This is a genomic window from Pseudomonas sp. LARHCG127, from assembly GCF_052871455.1.
Genome location: NZ_JBIXJT010000014.1, coordinates 131,476 through 150,564, shown reverse-complemented (window position 1 = coordinate 150,564; position 19,089 = coordinate 131,476). Strand labels below are relative to the sequence as shown.

Genomic DNA, 19,089 nt, shown 5'->3' with positions numbered 1-19,089 from the left:
CTTCCGACGCATCGTCGAAGGCTGGAATATCGCTATCGCGAGCGAGCTCGCTCCCACAGGGTTATGCGTCGATTCGGTTCAGCCGCGCTGCACCAGGCCCATTTTCTTGCGACCTTCCGCCGGCGTAAGCACGCGAGCCCCAAGGCGGCTGAGGATTTCTCCGGCGCGCTCCACCAGTTGGCCGTTGGTGGCGAGCACGCCTTTGTCCAGCCAGAGGTTGTCTTCCAGCCCGACCCGCACGTTGCCCCCCAGCAGCACCGCCTGGGCGGCCATTGGCATTTGCATGCGACCGATGCCGAAGCCGGCCCACACCGCGTCGGCCGGCAGGTTGTCGACCATGGCCTTCATGGTGGTGGTGTCCGCCGGAGCCCCCCACGGGATGCCCAGGCAGAGCTGGAACAGCGGGTTGTCCAGCAGGCCTTCCTTGATCAGTTGCTTGGCGAACCACAGGTGACCGGTGTCGAAGATTTCCAGCTCGGCCTTGACCCCCAGCTCAGTGATGCGCTTGGCGCCGGCCCGCAGTTGTGCCGGGGTGGAAACGTAAATGGTGTCGCCGTCGCCGAAGTTCAGGGTGCCGCAATCCAATGTGCAGATTTCCGGCAGCAGCTCCTCGACGTGAGCCAGGCGCGTCAGCGGGCCTACCAGGTCGGTGTTGGGGCCGAACTCCATCGGTCGTTCGCCGCCGCCGATCTCCAGGTCGCCGCCCATGCCGGCGGTGAGGTTGACAATGATGTCCACGTCCGCCTCACGGATGCGCTCCATCACTTCGCGGTACAACGCCACGTCGCGGCTGAACATGCCGGTCTGCGGGTCACGGACGTGGCAATGGACCACCGTGGCCCCGGCCTTCGCCGCCTCGACGGCAGCGGCGGCGATCTGTTTCGGGGTGACCGGTACGTGGGGGCTCTTGGCGGTCGTGTCGCCAGCACCGGTGAGTGCGCAGGTGATGATGACGTCGTGGTTCATGGTGCGGGTTCCTTCAGGCGTGGTGAGTCACTGCGCAGCCCGTGTACTGCTGCGCAGATGGCGATCGGTTGATCAGTTGCTGGTGAGTTTCAGGTTGTCGGCGGCCGGCTTGCCGTCGAAGGTGGTCACGCCTTCGAGCCAACGTTGTTTGTCTTGCGGATGATCCTTGAGCCATTGCCGGGCCGATTCGAGCGGGTCCTTGTGATCGAGCAACGGTTGCATCATCCGGCTCTCGTCTTCGGCGGTGAAGGTCAGGTTACTCAGCAAGCGACCGACGTTCGGGCATTGCTCGGCGTAGTTCGGCGCGGTGACGGTCCAGACGGTGGCCATGCCTTCGTTCGGGCCGAGGGCGTCTTCGCTGCCGGTGAGGTAGGTCATTTGCACGTTGACGTTCATCGGGTGCGGCGCCCAGCCGAAGAACACCACGGCTTCCTTGCGCCGCACGGCACGGTCCACGGCGGCGAGCATGCCGGCTTCGCTGGACTCCACCAGTTGGAATTTGCCCAGGCCGAACTGGTTCTTGGCAATCATCGCCTTGATCTGGGTATTGGCGCCGGAGCCGGGTTCGATGCCGTAGATCTTGCCGCCCAACTCTTTTTCGAATTTGGCGATGTCGGCAAAGGTCTTCAGGCCCTTGTCGGCCAGGTAGGTCGGCACGGCCAGGGTGGCGCGGGCGTCCTTGAGGCTGGGCTGCTCCAGCACCTTGACCTGCTTGGCCTCGACGAACGGGGTGATGGTCTGGGTCATCAACGGGTTCCAGTAGCCCAGGAACAGGTCCAGGCGCTGGTCGCGGATGCCGGCGAAGATGATTTGCTGGGAGGCGCTGGTTTGCTTGGTCTTGTAGCCGAGGCCGTCGAGCATCACTTGGGTCAGGGCGCTGGTGGCGATGACGTCGGTCCAGTTGACCACGCCCAGGCGTACGTTCTGGCAGGCGGCGGGCTCGGCGGCCATGGCGGCCGGGCTCAAAAGCTCGGTGGCGCTGAGTGCAAGAACGCAGTAGCTGATCAGTCGTTTCATTGTCAGGTTCCTCGGCAGCTTATTGTTATGGGGCCCGGTGTCTGTGCGCCGGTGATGCCACGTTACGCAGCCCCGGGCAGGGCAAAACGCACAGCGGCGACGTGCTCTTGCACTGCAGCGACTCTTGAACGGTTGTTGCAACTGGCGTATCAAGGTCCGCACGCTGCCCGTCAACCGAGTGCGCTCCATGTCCCAGGATTTCTACTTCTTGTTGATGCCGGGTTTCTCGGCCATCGGTTTCATCTCGGCCATCGAGCCGTTGCGGGTCGCCAATCGCTTTCGCGGCGAGCTGTACCGCTGGCATGTATTGAGCATCGACGGCGGGGCGGTGCTGGCGAGCAATGGCATGTCGGTCAACGCCGATGCCGCGCTGGAGCCCTTGAAGAAAGGCGCGACCCTCTGGGTGGTGGCGGGGTTCGAGCCGCTGAAGTTCGCCACCCCGGCACTGGAACGCTGGCTGCATCGGCTGGACAACGAAGGCGTGATCCTGGGCGGCATCGACACCGGCAGCGTGGTCCTGGCCGAGGCGGGGCTGCTGGAAGGGCACCGGGTGACGTTGCACTGGGAAGCCATCGAGGCATTCAAGGAGTCTTATCCACAGCTTGGCGTGACCCAGGAGCTGTTCGAAATAGACCGTCGCCGTATCACTTGTGCGGGCGGCACCGCGTCCATCGACCTGATGCTGGACCTGATCGGCCAGGCCCACGGTTCGGAACTGGCGATCCAGGTCAGCGAGCAATTCGTGCTCGGCCGCATCCGTCCGCGCAAAGATCACCAGCGCATGGAAATCGCCAACCGCTACGGCATTCGCAACAAGAAGCTGGCGCACGTCATTGGCGAGATGGAAACCCACAGTGAACCACCACTGAGTACTTTGGCCCTGGCCGAGTCGATCAACGTCACTCGTCGCCAGCTCGAAAGGCTGTTCCGCCTGCACCTGAACGACACGCCGAGCAACTTCTACCTGCGCCTGCGCCTGGAAAAGGCCCGGCAGTTGCTGCGCCAGACCGACATGAGCGTGCTGGAAGTGAGCATCGCCTGCGGGTTTGAGTCGCCGTCGTATTTCACCCGCAGCTATCGGACCCGATTCGCGCGCTGCCCGCGTGAGGATCGGCGGCGGCAGGGGGACGGTCGGGAGCTGGTTTGACAGGCTTTTATACTCAATTATACTCGCGACTATAAATTATACCTGTCGCCATAATTGAGTATAAAACCATGTCCAAGCACCCCGGTTTTGTTTTCCGGCGTCCCGATCTGGCCCGCAATATTGTCGATGGGCTGGTCGGCGCGGGGATCCAGGATTACACCTCAGGCCTGTTCCTGGCCGCGCCAAGGCGTACCGGAAAAAGTACGTTCCTGCGCGAGGACTTGATTCCCGAATGCGAGATGCGAGGTTGGCTCGCGGTCTACGTCGACCTTTGGGCCAACAAGGAGAAGGATCCTGCCGACTTGATCGCTTCGGCCATCGCCGGGGCACTGGTGCCTTATGAGAAGGGCATCCGCAAGCTCGCCAAATCCATGGGCATCGACAAACTCAGCTTCTTGCGCACGTTGTCCTGGGATTTCAGCCAGCCGCAACTGCCAGAAGGGGCGACGCTGACCCAGGCACTGGAGCTGTTGCACCGTGCCGCGGATAAAACCGTGGTGTTGGTAATCGATGAAGCCCAGCATGCCTTGACCACCGAGGCCGGGGTCAACGCGATGTTCGGCCTCAAGGCGGCCCGTGACCAGCTCAACCAGGGGCGCGTGGGCGATACCAGTGGTCTGCGGCTGGTGTTCACCGGTTCCAATCGCGACAAGCTCGCCCACTTGGTGCTGAGTCGCAACCAACCGTTCTACGGGTCCAGCATCACGCCGTTCCCTTTGCTGGGCAAAGCCTTCACCCAGGCCTACACCGCCCATTTGAACGCACACTTGGCCCAGACCAATCAGTTCAACGCCGATGACCTGGACCAGGCGTTTGAGTTGGTAGGGCGCCGTCCGGAGATGTTGCGCAGCGTCATCGGCGAAATTGCCCTGGAGCTGGGTGAGGCGAGCCATTTGGGTGAGTTGCTGCGCAACAGCGCCGAAATGCTGCGCGCCGGCGTCTGGACCGAATTCGAGAGCGCCTGGAACGCCCTGACGGTGCCGCAACGCGCCGTGTTGCAGGTCATGGCCGAGCGCTCGCAGAACAACGAGCCCTTCGCGCCCTTCACCGATTCAACATTGGCGGCGGTGAGCAAGGCATTGAAGAGCATGGGAAGCGAAGTCGTGCCCGGTACCCAAACCATCCAATCGTGTATCGATGCGTTGCGTGAAAAGGAATTGGTGTGGAAATCCAACCGCGGTGGTTATGCGTTGGAGGACAAGGCGTTTGCGGAGTGGTTGAAGGGGTATCGCCAGCAGCGTTGAAACTTGGACAATTTCCCGTGGCGAGGGAGCTTGCTCCCGCTAGGTCGGTCCGACGCTTCGGGCGCAGCCGCCCCAGAACCAGACACCGCGGTGCAACAGGTGAACCCTGCAAACCGGTTTACGACTGCTGCGCAGCCGAGCGGGAGCAAGCTCCCTCGCCACAGGGCGGTGTCAGCAGGTCTATTTCTTCATCAGCGCCGAACACGCCGCCTTGTATGCCTCATGCTGATACTTGTTCAGCGTCGCCGGCAGGGCGACGTCATGTTTTTTGCTCTGCGCATTGATGGTCTGCGGCGACAGCAGCGTCACCTCACAACCGTCCAGCAACTGGAAAACCCCTTCGATCTTGAACGTGGTCGGGCCACCGGCGAACTCGCCCTTCTTGCTGCGCTTCTTGATGGCGATGCGTTCGATGCCGTTGTCCGTCACGAACGTCCGCACCTGGATGGCGAATGCCTTGACGTTGGCGGCGTCGTCATCGTCGTCCAGGGCGATTTTCTTGGTGCTCAGCGCAACGTGGCTCAACGCTTGCTGGTCCAGCGAGGCAACGGCGATGATCGCTTCGCTGCCTTTGATTTCGATGCCGCACGTTTTCATGTGAATCCCTTTACCAATGATGCAAGCAGCTTACCGTGCTAAACGGCTCCTGAAACATCACTCCTGCCCAATCGACTCCAAAAACTCCGACCGATCGTCGCTCACCTGGGCCATGCAGTCGTTTTCGGCGATTTTGTAGGCGTCGCTGCCGGGTTTGGCCGGGAAGGCGGCGATGGCGCAGTCGGCTTCGCGCTGTTTTTGCCACAGTTGCTGGGCGGCCTTGACCTTGGCGGTGATGTCGTTGAGCTGGGCCTTGTCGCTGGCGTAGCGGGTTTGCAGGCGCTCGTTGAGGCTCTGCAGGTTTTCGCCCAGCAATTGTTCTGCGGCGGTTTTGCCATAGGCCGAGCAGGCCAGGGTCTGGACGTCGTTTTCAACTTCGTCGCAGGGGTTGGGCTCGGTGTCTTCGGTTGCGTGTGCCAGGGTGCTGATCAGTGCCAATGCCAGGAAAAGTGATTTCATCGCGTTGCCGCTCAAGTCCAGTGAAAACCAGTGATGCGGCGGATTCTGGCGCAAGCGTCGGGTAAAGAACAGACGGGCAGGGTGGGCCCGTTGTAGCCCATTGTCGTGGATTGACGCTTTCGGCAATTCCCCTGTCGTTTTTGCACCGGGTCGCGACGGCCCTCAGGCATATGCTGGCCCCAAAGCGCCGGCACACGATTCGGCGCATGAATCGCTAACAAGGGGACTGCCTGATGAGCCCAGCCGAATTGCACGCCGACAGCATCGTTATCGACGGGCTGATCATTGCCAAGTGGAACCGCGACCTGTTCGAAGACATGCGCAAGGGCGGCCTGACCGCAGCCAACTGCACCGTGTCGGTGTGGGAGGGTTTCCAGGCCACCATCAACAACATCGTCGCCAGCCAGAAACTGATCCGCGAGAACAGCGACCTGGTGATCCCGGTGAAAACCACCGCCGACATCCGTCGCGCCAAGGAACAGGGCAAGACCGGCATCATCTTCGGCTTCCAGAACGCCCATGCGTTCGAAGACCAGCTCGGCTACGTCGAGATCTTCAAGCAGCTCGGCGTCGGTGTGGTGCAGATGTGCTACAACACCCAGAACCTGGTGGGCACCGGCTGCTACGAGCGCGACGGCGGCCTGTCGGGCTTCGGTCGCGAGATCGTCGCCGAGATGAACCGCGTCGGCATCATGTGCGACCTGTCCCACGTCGGTTCCAAGACTTCCGAAGAAGTCATCCTCGAGTCGAAGAAGCCGGTCTGCTATTCCCACTGCCTGCCGTCCGGCCTCAAAGAACACCCGCGCAACAAGTCCGATGAAGAGCTGAAGTTCATTGCCGACCACGGTGGTTTCGTCGGCGTGACCATGTTCGCGCCGTTCCTGGCCAAGGGCATCGATTCGACCATCGACGACTACGCCGAAGCCATCGAATACACCATGAACATCGTCGGTGAGGACGCCATCGGCATCGGCACCGACTTCACCCAGGGCCATGGCCAGGATTTCTTCGAAATGCTGACCCACGACAAAGGCTATGCCCGTCGTCTGACCAGCTTCGGCAAGATCATCAACCCCCTGGGCATCCGCACCGTGGGCGAGTTCCCGAACCTCACCGAGACGCTGCTCAAGCGCGGTCACCCGGAGCGGGTGGTGCGCAAGATCATGGGGGAAAACTGGGTCAACGTCTTGAAAGACGTCTGGGGCGAATAACCTCCACCGCACCGCTAATCCTCTACCTGCGGCCCTCTGCGCCGCAGGCAATACCACGAATTTCCGGAGTCAAGTTTTCATGGCCAAGATCGCCCCGCAACTGCCTATCGAAGTCGACAGCGAAACCGGTGTCTGGACGTCCGACGCCCTGCCGATGCTGTACGTACCGCGTCACTTCTTCGTCAACAACCACATGGGCATCGAGGAAGTGCTGGGCGCCGACGCCTACGCCGAGATTCTCTACAAGGCCGGCTACAAATCCGCCTGGCACTGGTGTGAAAAAGAAGCCGAGTGCCACGGCCTGGAAGGCGTCGCGGTGTTCGAGCACTACATGAAGCGCCTGTCCCAGCGTGGCTGGGGCCTGTTCAAGATCCAGGACATCGACCTGGACAAAGGCACCGCCAGCGTGAAGCTTGAGCACTCGGCGTTCGTCTATGTGTACGGCAAGGTCGGGCGCAAGGTCGACTACATGTTCACCGGCTGGTTCGCCGGCGCCATGGACCAGATCCTCGCCGCGCGCGGCAGCCAGATCCGCACCGTGGCCGAGCAGGTCTACGGCGGTTCCGAAGAAGGCCACGACGACGGCCTGTTCATCGTCAAGCCGTTGTAAGTCGAGGATCGCGCCATGGCTTTTGAAGCAATGTTCCAGCCGATCCAGATCGGCAAGCTGACCATCCGCAACCGCGTGCTCAGCACCGCGCACGCCGAGGTCTACGCCACCGACGGCGGCATGACCACCGACCGGTACGTGAAGTATTACGAAGAGAAGGCCAAGGGCGGCATCGGCCTGGCGATCTGTGGTGGCTCGTCGGTGGTTGCCATCGACAGCCCCCAGGAATGGTGGAGCTCGGTGAACCTGTCCACCGACCGCATCATCCCGCATTTCCAGAACCTGGCCGACGCCATGCACAAGCATGGCGCCAAGATCATGATCCAGATTACCCACATGGGCCGTCGCTCGCGCTGGGACGGCTTCAACTGGCCGACCCTGATGTCGCCGTCCGGCGTGCGCGAGCCGGTGCACCGTGCTACCTGCAAGACCATCGAGCCGGAAGAAATCTGGCGGGTGATCGGCAACTACGCCCAGGCCGCGCGCCGGGCCAAGGCCGGTGGCCTGGACGGCGTCGAGTTGTCCGCCGTGCACCAGCACATGATCGACCAGTTCTGGAGCCCGCGGGTCAACAAGCGTACCGACGAATGGGGCGGCAGCTTTGAAGGCCGCATGAAGTTCGGCCTGGAAGTGTTGAAGGCCGTGCGTGCCGAAGTGGGCGACGATTTCTGCGTGGGCATGCGCCTGTGCGGTGACGAGTTCCACCCGGACGGCTTGTCCCACGAGGACATGAAGCAGATCGCCAAGTACTACGACGACACCGGCATGCTGGATTTCATCGGTGTGGTGGGCTCGGGTTGCGACACCCACAACACCCTGGCCAACGTCATCCCGAACATGAGTTATCCACCGGAGCCGTTCCTGCACTTGGCCGCCGGTATCAAGGAAGTGGTCAAGGTCCCGGTGCTGCACGCGCAGAACATCAAGGACCCGAACCAGGCCACGCGGATCCTGGAGGGCGGTTACGTCGACATGGTCGGCATGACCCGTGCCCACATCGCCGACCCGCACCTGATCGCCAAGATCAAGATGGGCCAGATCGACCAGATCAAGCAGTGCGTCGGCGCCAACTACTGCATCGACCGCCAGTACCAAGGCCTGGACGTGCTGTGCATCCAGAACGCCGCGACGTCCCGTGAATACATGGGCGTGCCGCACATCATCGAGAAGTCCACCGGGCCCAAGCGCAAAGTCGTGGTGGTCGGTGCCGGCCCGGCCGGGATGGAAGCCGCGCGCGTGGCCGCCGAACGTGGGCACGATGTGACCCTGTTCGAGAAGAAGGAATTCATCGGCGGGCAGATCACCACCGCCTCGAAGGCCCCGCAACGGGACCAGATCGCCGGTATCACCCGTTGGTTCCAGCTGGAACTGGCGCGGTTGAAAGTCGACCTGCGCCTGGGCGTGGCGGCTGATGCGGCGACCATCATGGACCTGCGTCCGGATGTGGTGGTGCTGGCCGTCGGCGGCCATCCGTTCCTGGAGCAGAACGAACACTGGGGCGCCGCCGAAGGGCTGGTGGTCAGCAGCTGGGACGTCCTCGACGGCAAGGTCGCGCCGGGCAAGAACGTGCTGGTCTACGACACCATCTGCGAGTTCACCGGCATGTCGGTGGCCGACTTCCTCGCCGACAAGGGCAGCCAGGTCGAGATCGTCACCGACGACATCAAGCCGGGCGTGGCCATTGGCGGGACGTCGTTCCCCACCTACTACCGCAGCATGTACCCCAAGGAAGTGATCATGACCGGGGACATGATGCTGGAGAAGGTCTACCGCGAAGGCGACAAGCTGGTGGCGGTGCTGGAGAACGAATACACCGGCGCCAAGGAAGAACGCGTGGTGGACCAGGTGGTGGTGGAGAACGGCGTGCGGCCGGACGAAGAAATCTACTACGCGCTCAAGGAGGGTTCGCGCAACAAGGGCCAGATCGACGTCGAAGCCCTGTTCGCGATCAAGCCCCAGCCGTGCCTGGAACAGAGCGGCGATGGCTACCTGCTGTTCCGCATCGGCGACTGCGTGGCCCAGCGTAATACCCACGCGGCCATCTATGACGCCCTGCGGTTGTGCAAGGATTTCTAACGGCTTGCACATGATCCTGTGGGAGCGAGCTTGCTCGCGAAAGCGGTGGGTCAGTCAATGCAAATGTGACTGACAGAATGCAATCGCGAGCAAGCTCGCTCCCACAGGCACCGAGTAAGGCATCTCGACCTGCAAGACCCTGAGGTCTTTGGGAGCAACACCTATGTTGAACACCCTTCTTCCAATCCTGCTGTTCGCAGCCATCGGCCTCGCGGTCCTTGGCGCCTTGCGGCGGGTAAACATGTGGCGCCGGGGACGACCGGCCAAGGTCGACCTGATCGGTGGCCTCTTTGCCATGCCCAAGCGCTACATGGTGGATTTGCACCATGTGGTGGCGCGGGACAAATACATTGCCAACACCCACGTCGCCACGGCCGGTGGTGCGGTGGCGTCGATTGTGTTGGCGATCCTGGTCCACGGGTTTGGCCTGCATAACCGCTTCCTCGGCTATGCGTTGCTGCTGATGTCGGCGGTGATGTTCGTTGGCGCGATCTTCATGTACCTGCGTCGGCGCAACCCGCCAGCGCGTTTGTCGAAAGGCCCGTGGATGCGCCTGCCGAAAAGCCTGCTGGCCTTCTCGGCGTCGTTCTTCCTGGTGACCTTGCCGGTGGCGGGCATCCTGCCGGAAAACTTCGGTGGTTGGCTGGTGGCGGCGATCCTGGGCGTCGGTGTGTTGTGGGGCGTGTCGGAATTGTTCTTCGGCATGACCTGGGGCGGGCCGATGAAGCACGCCTTCGCCGGTGCCCTGCACCTGGCCTGGCACCGCCGCGCCGAGCGCTTTGGCGGTGGCCGTTCCACTGGCTTGAAGCCGCTGGACCTGACCGACCCCGCCGCACCGCTGGGCGTGGAAAAACCCAAGGATTTCACCTGGAACCAACTGCTCGGCTTTGACGCTTGCGTGCAGTGCGGCAAGTGCGAAGCGGCCTGCCCGGCGTTCGCCGCCGGCCAACCGCTGAACCCGAAGAAACTCATCCAGGACATGGTCGTCGGCCTGGCCGGCGGCACCGATGCGAAATTCGCCGGCAGTCCTTACCCAGGTAAACCTGTCGGTGAGCACAGCGGCAACCCGCACCAGCCCATCGTCAACGGCCTGGTGGATGCCGAGACCCTGTGGTCCTGCACCACCTGCCGGGCCTGCGTCGAGGAATGCCCGATGATGATCGAGCACGTCGATGCCATCGTCGACATGCGCCGCCACCTGACCCTGGAAAAAGGCGCCACGCCGAACAAGGGCGCCGAGGTGTTGGAAAACCTCATCGCCACCGACAACCCTGGCGGCTTCGCCCCGGGTGGGCGGATGAACTGGGCGGCGGACCTGAACCTGAACCTGCTCAGCGAGAAGAAATCCACCGACGTGCTGTTCTGGGTCGGCGACGGTGCCTTCGACATGCGCAACCAGCGGACCCTGCGCGCCTTCGTCAAAGTGCTCAAGGCGGCGAAGATCGACTTCGCCGTGCTCGGCCTCGAAGAACGCGACAGCGGCGACGTGGCCCGGCGCCTGGGTGACGAAGCGACGTTTCAACTGTTGGCCAAGCGCAACATCCAGACCCTGGCCAAATACAGCTTCAACCGCATCGTCACCTGCGACCCCCACAGCTTCCACGTGCTGAAAAACGAATACGGCGCCTTCGATGGCAACTACCTGGTGCAGCACCACAGCACCTATATGGCGGAGATCATCGACGCCGGGGTGCTGAATCTTGGCCAGCACAAGGGCGACAGCGTGACTTATCACGACCCGTGCTACCTGGGCCGCTACAACGGCGAATACGAGGCGCCGCGCCAAGTGCTGCGGGCGCTGGGCATCGAGGTCAAGGAGATGCAGCGTTCCGGTTTCCGTTCCCGTTGCTGCGGCGGTGGCGGCGGCGCGCCGATCACCGACATCCCGGGCAAGCAGCGCATCCCGGACATGCGCATGGACGACATCCGCGAAACCGGTGCCGAGCTGGTGGCCGTGGGTTGTCCACAGTGCACCGCGATGCTCGAAGGCGTGGTCGAACCACGGCCGATGATCAAGGACATTGCCGAACTGGTGGCCGATGCGCTGCTGGAAGACGCGGCCCCGAGCAAGCCCGTGGCCCCGGCCAAACGTGAACCCGCGGAGGTGCATTAATGAGCGACATCATCCGCCGCGACCCTCGCGCCGAGTGGATCGCCCGCAACCGCCTGCACCCACTGCACGCGGCCATGCAGCCGGTGCAGCACAGCTGGATGGGCCCCAACGGCGTCATTCGCAAGAACGTGCACGGCGTTGGTTTCATTGGCCCTAATGGGATCAAACGGATTGATCGCAGCGGTGCCCAGCAAGGTGGGGCGAGCAAACGCACCGCTGCCGTTGAAGTGCAATTGCCGCTGCATCAGGTGCCGCAACCGGCGTTCCACATCTGTGTCGTCCCGGACATGGTCGGTGGCCGCCTCAGCAGTCACGACCGCGATCTGCTGGGCCTGGCCCATCAGTTGGCCGGTAGCGACGGCGCGGTGTTGGCGGTGGTCTTCGGTGAGCACAAGGAAAGCACTTTCGCCACTGCAGGCGTGGACCGCTTGCTGGTGCTCGATGGCGAGGAATTCAGCGGTTATGCACCGGAGCAACGCGTTCAGGGCCTGCGGGCTGTGGATAACCAGTTCAACCCACGCCGTTGGCTGCTGCCTGACAGTCGCAGCGGTGGTGGTGAATTGGGCCGGCGCTTTGCCGCAGCCCTGGGCGAGCGTCCGGCCACGCGGGTGTGGCAGGTCAAGGGCGAGGAGTGCATCGGCCGCGCCGGTGCGGGCCTGCAAGACCTCGCACGGCCGTTGGCGCGCTTGATCCTGGCGGCGGCCGAATGTGCCGAGCCGGTCAGCGAAACCCGTCACGAAGCCTTGCCGGTGGAGTTATCCACAAGCGTGGCCCGCAGTTTGTCGCGGATCGAAGACCTCGGTGCGGTGGCGGTGGACCCGGGTGCGATCCCGATGGCCGAGGCCGAATTCATTTTCTCCGGCGGCAACGGGGTCAAGGACTGGGCACTGTTCCACCAGGCCGCCGCCGCCCTGGGCGCCACCGAAGGCGCTTCGCGGGTGGCGGTGGACGATGGCTTCATGGCCCGGGATCGCCAGGTCGGTGCGTCCGGCACTTGGGTCACGGCGCGGGTCTATGTGGCCGTGGGGATCTCCGGGGCGATCCAACACCTGCAAGGCATTGGCGCCTGCGACAAGGTGGTGGCGATCAACCTCGATCCGGGCTGCGACATGATCAAACGGGCAGACCTGTCGGTGATTGGTGACAGCGCGGCGATTCTCCAGGCCTTGATCGCGGCGGTAGAGGCTTACCGCAACGAAGCCAAGCGCGATGCGGCTTAAGCTAAGGAAACGTTCATGAGTACCCAAGTGATCAGCCTCGTCTCCATTGGCGCCCACCCGACCTCTGGTCGACCTCGACGGGCCGAACAGGACGCCCGGGCCGTGGAGCTGGGCCTGCAACTGGCCGGCAACGACTTGCAAGTGCTGCACGCCGGCGACGTGGCCGAGCCGGCCCTGCGCGCCTACCTGGGCATGGGCCTGGATGAACTCCACGTCTTGGAAAATCCCGACGGGGCCGACGCCCTGCCGGCCTTGACCGACTACCTACGTGACGCTGGCGCCCAAGTGGTGCTCACCGGCAGCCAGGCGGAAACCGGCGAGGGCTCGGGCATGTTGCCGTTTTTGTTGGCGGAAAACCTCGGCTGGCCTCTGGTGGTGGGGCTGGCCCAGGTCGAGTCCATCGAAAACGGCGCGGCCCTGGTGCTGCAAGCCTTGCCTCGCGGCCAACGGCGACGTCTCAAAGTACGCCTGCCGTTCCTGGCCACTGTGGATAACGCTGCGCCAAAACCTCGGCAAAGCGCCTACGGCCCGGCCCGGCGTGGAGCGTTGCATGCCGAGGAGGTCGAAGTGATCGACGACACCCTGCTGGCGGTAGCCACCCTGCAACCGGCCAAACCACGGCCCAAACGCTTGAAAGTGATCAAGGCCAAGAGCGGCGCCGACCGCATGAAAGCCGCCACGGCCAAGGCCAGCGGCGGAGGCGGACAAGTGCTCAAGGGCGTGAGCCCGGAGGCGGGGGCCGAGGCGATTCTCAAGTTGCTGGTGGAGGAAGGGGTGGTTCGCTAGACCCAGACTCACTGCATGACCCCATGTGGGAGCGAGCTTGCTCGCGATAGCCATCCATCAGTCACTACAGGGTTGACTGTGCTGACGCCATCGCGAGCAAGCTCGCTCCCACAGGGAATTGGTGGAGCAACTGAGGCTCGTATCAAGCCCAAGCATTGGAGCCCAGCAATGGAAGTTGAATTTCGTCCGGCCTTGCCCACGGATGCACGGGAGATCGCCCGTCTGTTCCGGATTTCTTCGGAGGGTGCGTCGGATTACATCTGGAGCCAATTGGCGGAGCCAGGGCAGGACCTCTTGGAAGTAGGGGCCGCTCGTTATGCCCGAGAGAATGTCGATTTTTCCTACCAGAACTGTTTGGTCGCCCAGGCGGATGGCCGGGTCATCGGCATGATGCACTGTTATGTCACGCGCGAGGATCCGCTGGCGGCGCCGGTGATGGATCCGGTCCTGGCGCCCTACGCCGACATGGAAGTGCCCGACACCCTCTATATTTCAAGCCTGGCCCTGCATGAAGGCTGGCGTAACAAGGGGCTCGGCGTGCGCTTTCTCGAGTTGGCGCAACAGCGTGCCGACCAACTGGCGCTCAAGGGCTTGAGCCTGATCGACTATGCCGCGAATACCGGCGCCCGGCGCTTTTATGAGCGCCATGGCTTTTGCATCGTTAAAACCTGCCAGGTATTCCCGCACCCGCTGATTCGGGTGACGGGGGAGGCTTATTTGATGCATCGGCCTTGATCGTCATTACCGCCTCACCAGAAACCCTTGTGGGAGCGAGCTTGCTCGCGATAGCAGTCTGTCAGTTAACGATGAAGGTGACTTCAGTCCCTCATCGCGAGCAAGCTCGCTCCCACAGGATTTAACGGGTTTACCCACAATCCCTGTGCGCGCCTCTGTGGATAACCTGTTCGCCCCTCGCTGCACCCCATGCAAACCAGGCGCTCCAGGCCTGCGATCAAAAAACAGCCAACCTAACCCACGGTTTTTATTGGCTTTTGTTTGTGAATAACGATCCCTTCCGGCCGAAACTTGCCCCCAATCTCTGTTGGCGCTTCTGTGGATAAGATGTTCGCTCTACGCTGCAAGCCAGACGGGCCGGGCCGCTCATGGAATTGATCATAAAGTGATCAAACGATCTTTTTTATCAGGAAAACCACGGGAAAACCTTGATTTACATGCCGTCCAAAGGGTTTTCCACAGAATCGTCAAATTTACCCCCAGACACTGTTGGCGCTTCTGTGGATAAGGTGTTCGCTCACCTCTACAGCCCAGGTGTTACAGGGCTTACAGAGTATTGGTCAAAAAACAACCGATAGTGTCGGCAAACCGTCGTTTTCCATAAGTCACGGTTTTTATTCATTTTGCGGCTGAAAAAATGCCCGACCTATCCCACTTGTCCCCATTTGCTGTGGGTGGCCATGTGGATAACTTGTTCGCCAAACGCTGCAAGCCACGGCTGGCATAGCGCAATTCGCTATAGGTCAAATTTCATACAGTTCTGAGGAACTGCCTTGAAGGCAGGCCCGTCAGGAGAGTGTCGAGACGTTTTATGGGGAGGATGGGTCGGTGCGGTGGTCTTCAAAGTGATCGGGTGTATGGTGAGCCGCCTTCGCGAGCAGGCTCGCTCCCACAAGGGATCTTGGGCGCACCGAAGATCAAATGTGGGAGCGAGCCTGCTCGCGAAGCTTTTGATGTCAGCCCTGGACTGGAACGCCCTTGAGGTACGGCGCCGGTTCAGCCCCCAGGTTGTTGAGCATGCGCTCGCTGTACCAGTCCACGAAGTTCACCACGCCAAACTCATAGGTCTTGGAGTAGGGGCCTGGCTGGTAGGCGGTGGAGTTGATGCCGCGCTGGTTTTCCTCGGCCAGGCGACGGTCCTGGTCGTTGGTGGCGTCCCAGACTTCGCGCATGCGCGCCACGTCATAGTCCACGCCTTCGACTGCATCCTTGTGCACCAGCCACTTGGTGGTGACCATGGTTTCCTGGGCGCTGATCGGCCACACGGTGAACACGATGATATGGTCGCCCATGCAGTGGTTCCACGAATGCGGCAGGTGCAGGATGCGCATCGAGCCCAGGTCCGGGTTCTTGATGCGGCCCATCAGCTTGGCGCAGCCTTGCTTGCCGTCCATGGTCATCGACACGGTGCCCTTGAGCAGTGGCATGCGCACGATGCGGTTGCGCAGGCCGAAGCTGGCGTGGGCGTAAGGAATCTTCTCGGCGTCCCAGGCGGCGGCGGAAGCGGCCACGTGGTCCTTGAAGGCCTGGTCGGCACGTGGGTCGGTGACGTCGTCCCATTCCAGCAGGGTCTTGAGCAGTTCAGGGTGCGAGGCGTTGCAGTGGTAGCACTCGCGGTTGTTCTCCAGCACCAGTTTCCAGTTGGCTTTTTCCATCAAGGTGGTTTGCACAGCCACCTTGGTGTTCTCCATGTCGTAGGGTTCCATGTAATGGTTCAGCGTCGACAGGAAGTCATCGATGGCTGGCGGGTTCTCGGCCAGGCTGATGAAGATGTAGCCGCCAGCGGTCTTCACGTTTACCGGTTTGAGGCCGTACTGCTTCATATCGAAGTCGGCGCCCATCTCGGTGCCGGCGAACAGCAGGCGACCGTCCAGCTCGTAGGTCCACTGGTGGTAGTGGCAGACCAGTTTGGCGACTTTGCCTTTTTCGCTGGTGCACAGCCGCGAACCGCGGTGGCGGCAGACGTTATGGAAGGCGTGCACCACACCGTCGGCGCCGCGAATCACGATGATCGGGTTCTTGCCGACTTGCAGGGTCAGGTAGTTGCCCTTGGCCGGGATCTCGCAAGTCATGCCGGCGATCAACCATTCTTTCTGGAAGATTTCCTGCATGTCGATATCAAACAGGCGCTCATCGCTGTAGAACGGTTGCGGCAGCGAAAAGGTACGCTCGCGCTCCTGCAGCATTTGCGCGGTGGCCTTGCGTGCGGGTTCCAGCGGATCGCCCAGGCTCAGGGTAGTGGTGACGTCCATCGTTTTATCCTCATGGCCATCTTTGTGGCCGGCGAAAAATGACTAATCGGTTGTGCTACGCAAGGCAGAAAACTTTGTTTATCTGTTGGGGCGAGTGTGGGGCCGCGCAGGGGCGCAACCTTATCCATGGGCGACATGGCCCAATCTGTTCCCGACGCGCTAGCCCCGGTCGTTGGGGGCTGGTCGCGATAAGTATGTGAATGTCGCAGATAGGTAAATGGTCACCCAGGCGCCTGCGCACAATCGCCCTCATGAAGGCCGACAGTCGGCCGTGGAGATCAGCATGTCCAATAACTTCCTGAACCCGGTCACTACCCAGACCTGGGCCAATGGCCGACATATCGTACGTTGCGTCAAAGTCATCCAGGAAACCTGGGATGTGCGCACCTTCTGCTTCATGGCCGACCAGCCGATCATGTTCTTTTTCAAGCCCGGGCAGTTCGTCACCCTGGAGCTGGAAATCGAAGGCCAGCCGATCATGCGCTCCTACACCATCTCCAGCTCGCCGTCGGTGCCCTACAGTTTCTCGGTGACCATCAAGCGCGTGCCGGGGGGCAAGGTCTCCAACTGGTTGCATGACACCCTGCACGAAGGCCAGGAACTGGCGGTGCACGGGCCGGTGGGGTTGTTCAACGCCATCGATTTCCCGAGCCCCAAGGTCCTTTACCTGAGCGGTGGCGTGGGAATCACGCCGTGCATGTCCATGGCCCGTTGGTTTTACGACACCAACGCCAATGTCGACATGACCTTTATCCACAGCGCCCGCTCGCCAAAGGACATCATCTACCACCGCGAGCTGGAACACATGGCGTCGCGGATCGACAACTTCAGCTTGCACCTGATCTGCGAAAAGCATGGCCTGGGCGAGCCGTGGGCCGGGTATCGCGGTTACCTGAACCACAAGATGCTGGAATTGATGGTGCCCGACTTCCTTGAGCGCGAGGTGTTCTGTTGCGGGCCGACCCCGTACATGACCGCGGTCAAGCGCTTATTGGAAGCGGCCGGCTACGACATGAAGCGTTACCACGAGGAATCCTTTGGCGCCACGCCACCGGAAGCCCGCGCCGATGCCGTGGAACAGGCCGAACAAGCGGCTGACGCCCCGGAAGTCGATGCGGCGGACCTGCACCTGGTGGAGTTCACCTCTTCTGGCAAGAGCATTCGCGTGGGGCCGGGAGAAACCGTCCACGCCGCCGCCGCCAAGCTCGGCATGATGATCCCCAAGGCCTGCGGCATGGGCATCTGCGGCACCTGCAAGGTGCTTAAGCTGGGCGGGGAAGTGGAGATGGAGCACAACGGCGGGATCACCGAGGACGACGAGGCCGAGGGTTATATCCTGTCGTGCTGCAGCGTGCCGAAGGGGGATGTGCGGATCGAGTTTTGATTTGCTCGCTCGGGTAGATGTAAATCCCTCTGTGCCTGGAGGGATTTACTTGTACTTGGAGGGATTTATCTGTGGCGAGGGAGCAAGCTCCCTCGCCACAAAAGCTTAAAAGCCCCCAGCGCCCAAAAAACCGAAGATATCGGTCGTTGCTTCAGGCGCTCATCACTTCCCGAATATCAGCCGCCAGTTCCCGCACCCGCGCTTCCTCGGTATCCCACGAGCACATGAAGCGTGCGCCGCCCTTGCCGATGAAGGTGTAGAAGCGCCAGCCCTTGGCCGTCAGTGCGGCGATGGCCGGTTCCGAGAGTTGCAGAAACACGCCGTTGGCCTGGACCGGGAACATCAGCTCCACGCCGGGAATGTCGCTGACCAGTTCTGCCAGTAGTTGTGCGCAGCGGTTGGCGTGGCGGGCGTGCTTGAGCCAGGCGTCGTTTTGCAGCAGGCCGACCCAAGGCGCGGAGAGGAAGCGCATTTTCGAAGCCAACTGCCCGGCCTGTTTGCAGCGGTAGTCGAAGTCTTCGGCCAGGTCGTGGTTGAAGAACAGGATCGCTTCACCAACCGCCATGCCGTTTTTCGTGCCGCCGAAGCACAGCACGTCCACGCCGGCTTTCCAGGTCAGGTCGGCTGGAGTGCAGCCGAGGAAAGCGCAGGCATTGGAAAACCGTGCGCCGTCCATGTGCAGGTTCAGCCCCAGTTCCTTGCAGGTAACGCTGATGGCGCGGATTTCATCCGGCGTGTAGACACTGCCGACTTCCGTGGCTTGAGTCAGGGTCACGACGCGCGGCTTGGGATAATGAATGTCCTGGCGCTTGAGGGCGATCTCGCGGATCGACTCGGGGGTCAGCTTGCCGTTTTCGGTGCGAGCCACCAGCAGCTTGGAACCGTTGGAGAAAAATTCCGGCGCGCCGCATTCGTCGGTTTCGACGTGGGCGGTTTCCGAGCAGATCACGCTGTGGTAACTCTGGCACAGTGACGACAGCGCCAAGGAGTTGGCCGCGGTGCCGTTGAATGCAAAAAATACTTCGCAGTCGGTTTCGAACAAGGCCCGGAAATCATCCGCCGCGCGGTGGGTCCATTCGTCGTCGCCATAGGCGCGCTGGTGGCCCTGGTTGGCTTTTTCCATGAACGCCCAGGCTTCGGGGCAAATGCCGGAATAGTTGTCGCTGGCGAATTGTTGGCTCTTGTCGGTCATGGCCTTGCTCCTTGAATAGAGAGTCCTGGGTAAGAGATCCCTGGCGGAATTCCCGGGTGGGGGTTCCTTGGTTCGACGTG

General features: G+C 61.9%; 16 protein-coding genes. 10 read left to right on the top strand and 6 right to left on the bottom strand.

Annotated elements, in window-relative coordinates:
* Window positions 1–78 precede the first annotated feature (78 nt).
* Together ACIPQ1_RS22735 and ACIPQ1_RS22730 are read right to left on the bottom strand one after the other, a co-directional pair.
* Complete coding sequence (locus tag ACIPQ1_RS22735; RefSeq protein ID WP_446534810.1) at window positions 79–966, bottom strand: 3-keto-5-aminohexanoate cleavage protein; 888 nt, start codon at window positions 964–966, stop codon at window positions 79–81.
* A gap of 72 nt (window positions 967–1,038) precedes the next feature.
* Entirely contained in the window at window positions 1,039–1,983 is a 945-nt protein-coding gene (locus ACIPQ1_RS22730; RefSeq protein WP_434704164.1) for a choline ABC transporter substrate-binding protein, read from the bottom strand.
* 187 nt (window positions 1,984–2,170) lie between these two features.
* Between ACIPQ1_RS22730 and ACIPQ1_RS22725 the strand changes: the two genes are divergently transcribed.
* Together ACIPQ1_RS22725 and ACIPQ1_RS22720 are read left to right on the top strand one after the other, a co-directional pair.
* Window positions 2,171–3,130 carry a GlxA family transcriptional regulator gene (locus tag ACIPQ1_RS22725; RefSeq protein WP_411385836.1) on the top strand — a complete coding sequence of 320 codons (960 nt, stop codon included), beginning with the start codon at window positions 2,171–2,173 and terminating at the stop codon, window positions 3,128–3,130.
* Between the two features lie 68 nt (window positions 3,131–3,198).
* Window positions 3,199–4,374 (top strand): hypothetical protein, encoded by a 1,176-nt coding sequence (locus tag ACIPQ1_RS22720; RefSeq protein ID WP_411385835.1) that lies wholly within the window; start codon window positions 3,199–3,201, stop codon window positions 4,372–4,374.
* Between the two features lie 180 nt (window positions 4,375–4,554).
* Here ACIPQ1_RS22720 and ACIPQ1_RS22715 read toward each other — a convergent pair whose 3' ends face one another.
* Together ACIPQ1_RS22715 and ACIPQ1_RS22710 are read right to left on the bottom strand one after the other, a co-directional pair.
* Window positions 4,555–4,971 carry a DUF3010 family protein gene (locus ACIPQ1_RS22715; RefSeq protein ID WP_411385834.1) on the bottom strand — a complete coding sequence of 139 codons (417 nt, stop codon included), beginning with the start codon at window positions 4,969–4,971 and terminating at the stop codon, window positions 4,555–4,557.
* Window positions 4,972–5,028: 57 nt separating this feature from the next.
* Window positions 5,029–5,430: a lysozyme inhibitor LprI family protein gene (locus ACIPQ1_RS22710; protein ID WP_446534814.1), complete on the bottom strand. Its 402-nt coding sequence runs from the start codon at window positions 5,428–5,430 to the stop codon at window positions 5,029–5,031.
* Between the two features lie 233 nt (window positions 5,431–5,663).
* On the opposite strand from ACIPQ1_RS22710, the gene ACIPQ1_RS22705 reads away from it, so the two are divergent.
* The 7 genes from ACIPQ1_RS22705 to ACIPQ1_RS22675 all read left to right on the top strand — a co-directional run bounded on the left by ACIPQ1_RS22705 (window position 5,664) and on the right by ACIPQ1_RS22675 (window position 14,181).
* Window positions 5,664–6,641 (top strand): dipeptidase, encoded by a 978-nt coding sequence (locus tag ACIPQ1_RS22705; RefSeq protein ID WP_030139307.1) that lies wholly within the window; start codon window positions 5,664–5,666, stop codon window positions 6,639–6,641.
* 79 nt (window positions 6,642–6,720) lie between these two features.
* Entirely contained in the window at window positions 6,721–7,251 is a 531-nt protein-coding gene (locus ACIPQ1_RS22700) for a DUF5943 domain-containing protein (RefSeq protein ID WP_018612374.1), read from the top strand.
* A 15-nt stretch (window positions 7,252–7,266) separates the two neighbouring features.
* Window positions 7,267–9,327: a dimethylglycine demethylation protein DgcA gene (gene dgcA / locus ACIPQ1_RS22695; protein ID WP_060740286.1), complete on the top strand. Its 2,061-nt coding sequence runs from the start codon at window positions 7,267–7,269 to the stop codon at window positions 9,325–9,327.
* Between the two features lie 163 nt (window positions 9,328–9,490).
* On the top strand, window positions 9,491–11,440 hold the full coding sequence (gene dgcB, locus ACIPQ1_RS22690) for a dimethylglycine demethylation protein DgcB (protein WP_446534809.1): 1,950 nt from the start codon (window positions 9,491–9,493) through the stop codon (window positions 11,438–11,440).
* Entirely contained in the window at window positions 11,440–12,660 is a 1,221-nt protein-coding gene (gene etfA, locus ACIPQ1_RS22685) for an electron transfer flavoprotein subunit alpha (RefSeq protein ID WP_446534808.1), read from the top strand. The genes dgcB and etfA overlap by 1 nt, the downstream gene beginning before the upstream one ends.
* 15 nt (window positions 12,661–12,675) lie before the next feature.
* Window positions 12,676–13,446, top strand: coding sequence for an electron transfer flavoprotein subunit beta (gene etfB / locus ACIPQ1_RS22680; RefSeq protein ID WP_250962167.1), 771 nt, complete (start codon window positions 12,676–12,678; stop codon window positions 13,444–13,446).
* A 168-nt stretch (window positions 13,447–13,614) separates the two neighbouring features.
* Complete coding sequence (locus ACIPQ1_RS22675) at window positions 13,615–14,181, top strand: GNAT family N-acetyltransferase (RefSeq protein ID WP_250962166.1); 567 nt, start codon at window positions 13,615–13,617, stop codon at window positions 14,179–14,181.
* Between the two features lie 956 nt (window positions 14,182–15,137).
* On the opposite strand, the gene gbcA is transcribed toward ACIPQ1_RS22675, so the two are convergent.
* Window positions 15,138–16,433, bottom strand: a complete 1,296-nt coding sequence (gene gbcA, locus ACIPQ1_RS22670) for a glycine-betaine demethylase subunit GbcA (protein WP_186729152.1) — start codon at window positions 16,431–16,433, stop codon at window positions 15,138–15,140.
* A gap of 283 nt (window positions 16,434–16,716) precedes the next feature.
* On the opposite strand from gbcA, the gene gbcB reads away from it, so the two are divergent.
* Window positions 16,717–17,817 (top strand): glycine-betaine demethylase subunit GbcB, encoded by a 1,101-nt coding sequence (gbcB, locus tag ACIPQ1_RS22665; protein WP_249877141.1) that lies wholly within the window; start codon window positions 16,717–16,719, stop codon window positions 17,815–17,817.
* A 151-nt stretch (window positions 17,818–17,968) separates the two neighbouring features.
* On the opposite strand, the gene ACIPQ1_RS22660 is transcribed toward gbcB, so the two are convergent.
* Complete coding sequence (locus ACIPQ1_RS22660) at window positions 17,969–19,009, bottom strand: threonine aldolase family protein (RefSeq protein ID WP_250962164.1); 1,041 nt, start codon at window positions 19,007–19,009, stop codon at window positions 17,969–17,971.
* Window positions 19,010–19,089: the final 80 nt, after the last annotated feature.

Coding starts and splice junctions, on each gene's coding strand:
- ACIPQ1_RS22735 (WP_446534810.1), bottom strand. CDS start 966: ATGAACCACGACGTCATCATCACCTGCGCACTCACCGGTGCTGGCGAC.
- ACIPQ1_RS22730 (WP_434704164.1), bottom strand. CDS start 1,983: ATGAAACGACTGATCAGCTACTGCGTTCTTGCACTCAGCGCCACCGAG.
- ACIPQ1_RS22725 (WP_411385836.1), top strand. CDS start 2,171: ATGTCCCAGGATTTCTACTTCTTGTTGATGCCGGGTTTCTCGGCCATC.
- ACIPQ1_RS22720 (WP_411385835.1), top strand. CDS start 3,199: ATGTCCAAGCACCCCGGTTTTGTTTTCCGGCGTCCCGATCTGGCCCGC.
- ACIPQ1_RS22715 (WP_411385834.1), bottom strand. CDS start 4,971: ATGAAAACGTGCGGCATCGAAATCAAAGGCAGCGAAGCGATCATCGCC.
- ACIPQ1_RS22710 (WP_446534814.1), bottom strand. CDS start 5,430: ATGAAATCACTTTTCCTGGCATTGGCACTGATCAGCACCCTGGCACAC.
- ACIPQ1_RS22705 (WP_030139307.1), top strand. CDS start 5,664: ATGAGCCCAGCCGAATTGCACGCCGACAGCATCGTTATCGACGGGCTG.
- ACIPQ1_RS22700 (WP_018612374.1), top strand. CDS start 6,721: ATGGCCAAGATCGCCCCGCAACTGCCTATCGAAGTCGACAGCGAAACC.
- dgcA (WP_060740286.1), top strand. CDS start 7,267: ATGGCTTTTGAAGCAATGTTCCAGCCGATCCAGATCGGCAAGCTGACC.
- dgcB (WP_446534809.1), top strand. CDS start 9,491: ATGTTGAACACCCTTCTTCCAATCCTGCTGTTCGCAGCCATCGGCCTC.
- etfA (WP_446534808.1), top strand. CDS start 11,440: ATGAGCGACATCATCCGCCGCGACCCTCGCGCCGAGTGGATCGCCCGC.
- etfB (WP_250962167.1), top strand. CDS start 12,676: ATGAGTACCCAAGTGATCAGCCTCGTCTCCATTGGCGCCCACCCGACC.
- ACIPQ1_RS22675 (WP_250962166.1), top strand. CDS start 13,615: ATGGAAGTTGAATTTCGTCCGGCCTTGCCCACGGATGCACGGGAGATC.
- gbcA (WP_186729152.1), bottom strand. CDS start 16,433: ATGGACGTCACCACTACCCTGAGCCTGGGCGATCCGCTGGAACCCGCA.
- gbcB (WP_249877141.1), top strand. CDS start 16,717: ATGTCCAATAACTTCCTGAACCCGGTCACTACCCAGACCTGGGCCAAT.
- ACIPQ1_RS22660 (WP_250962164.1), bottom strand. CDS start 19,009: ATGACCGACAAGAGCCAACAATTCGCCAGCGACAACTATTCCGGCATT.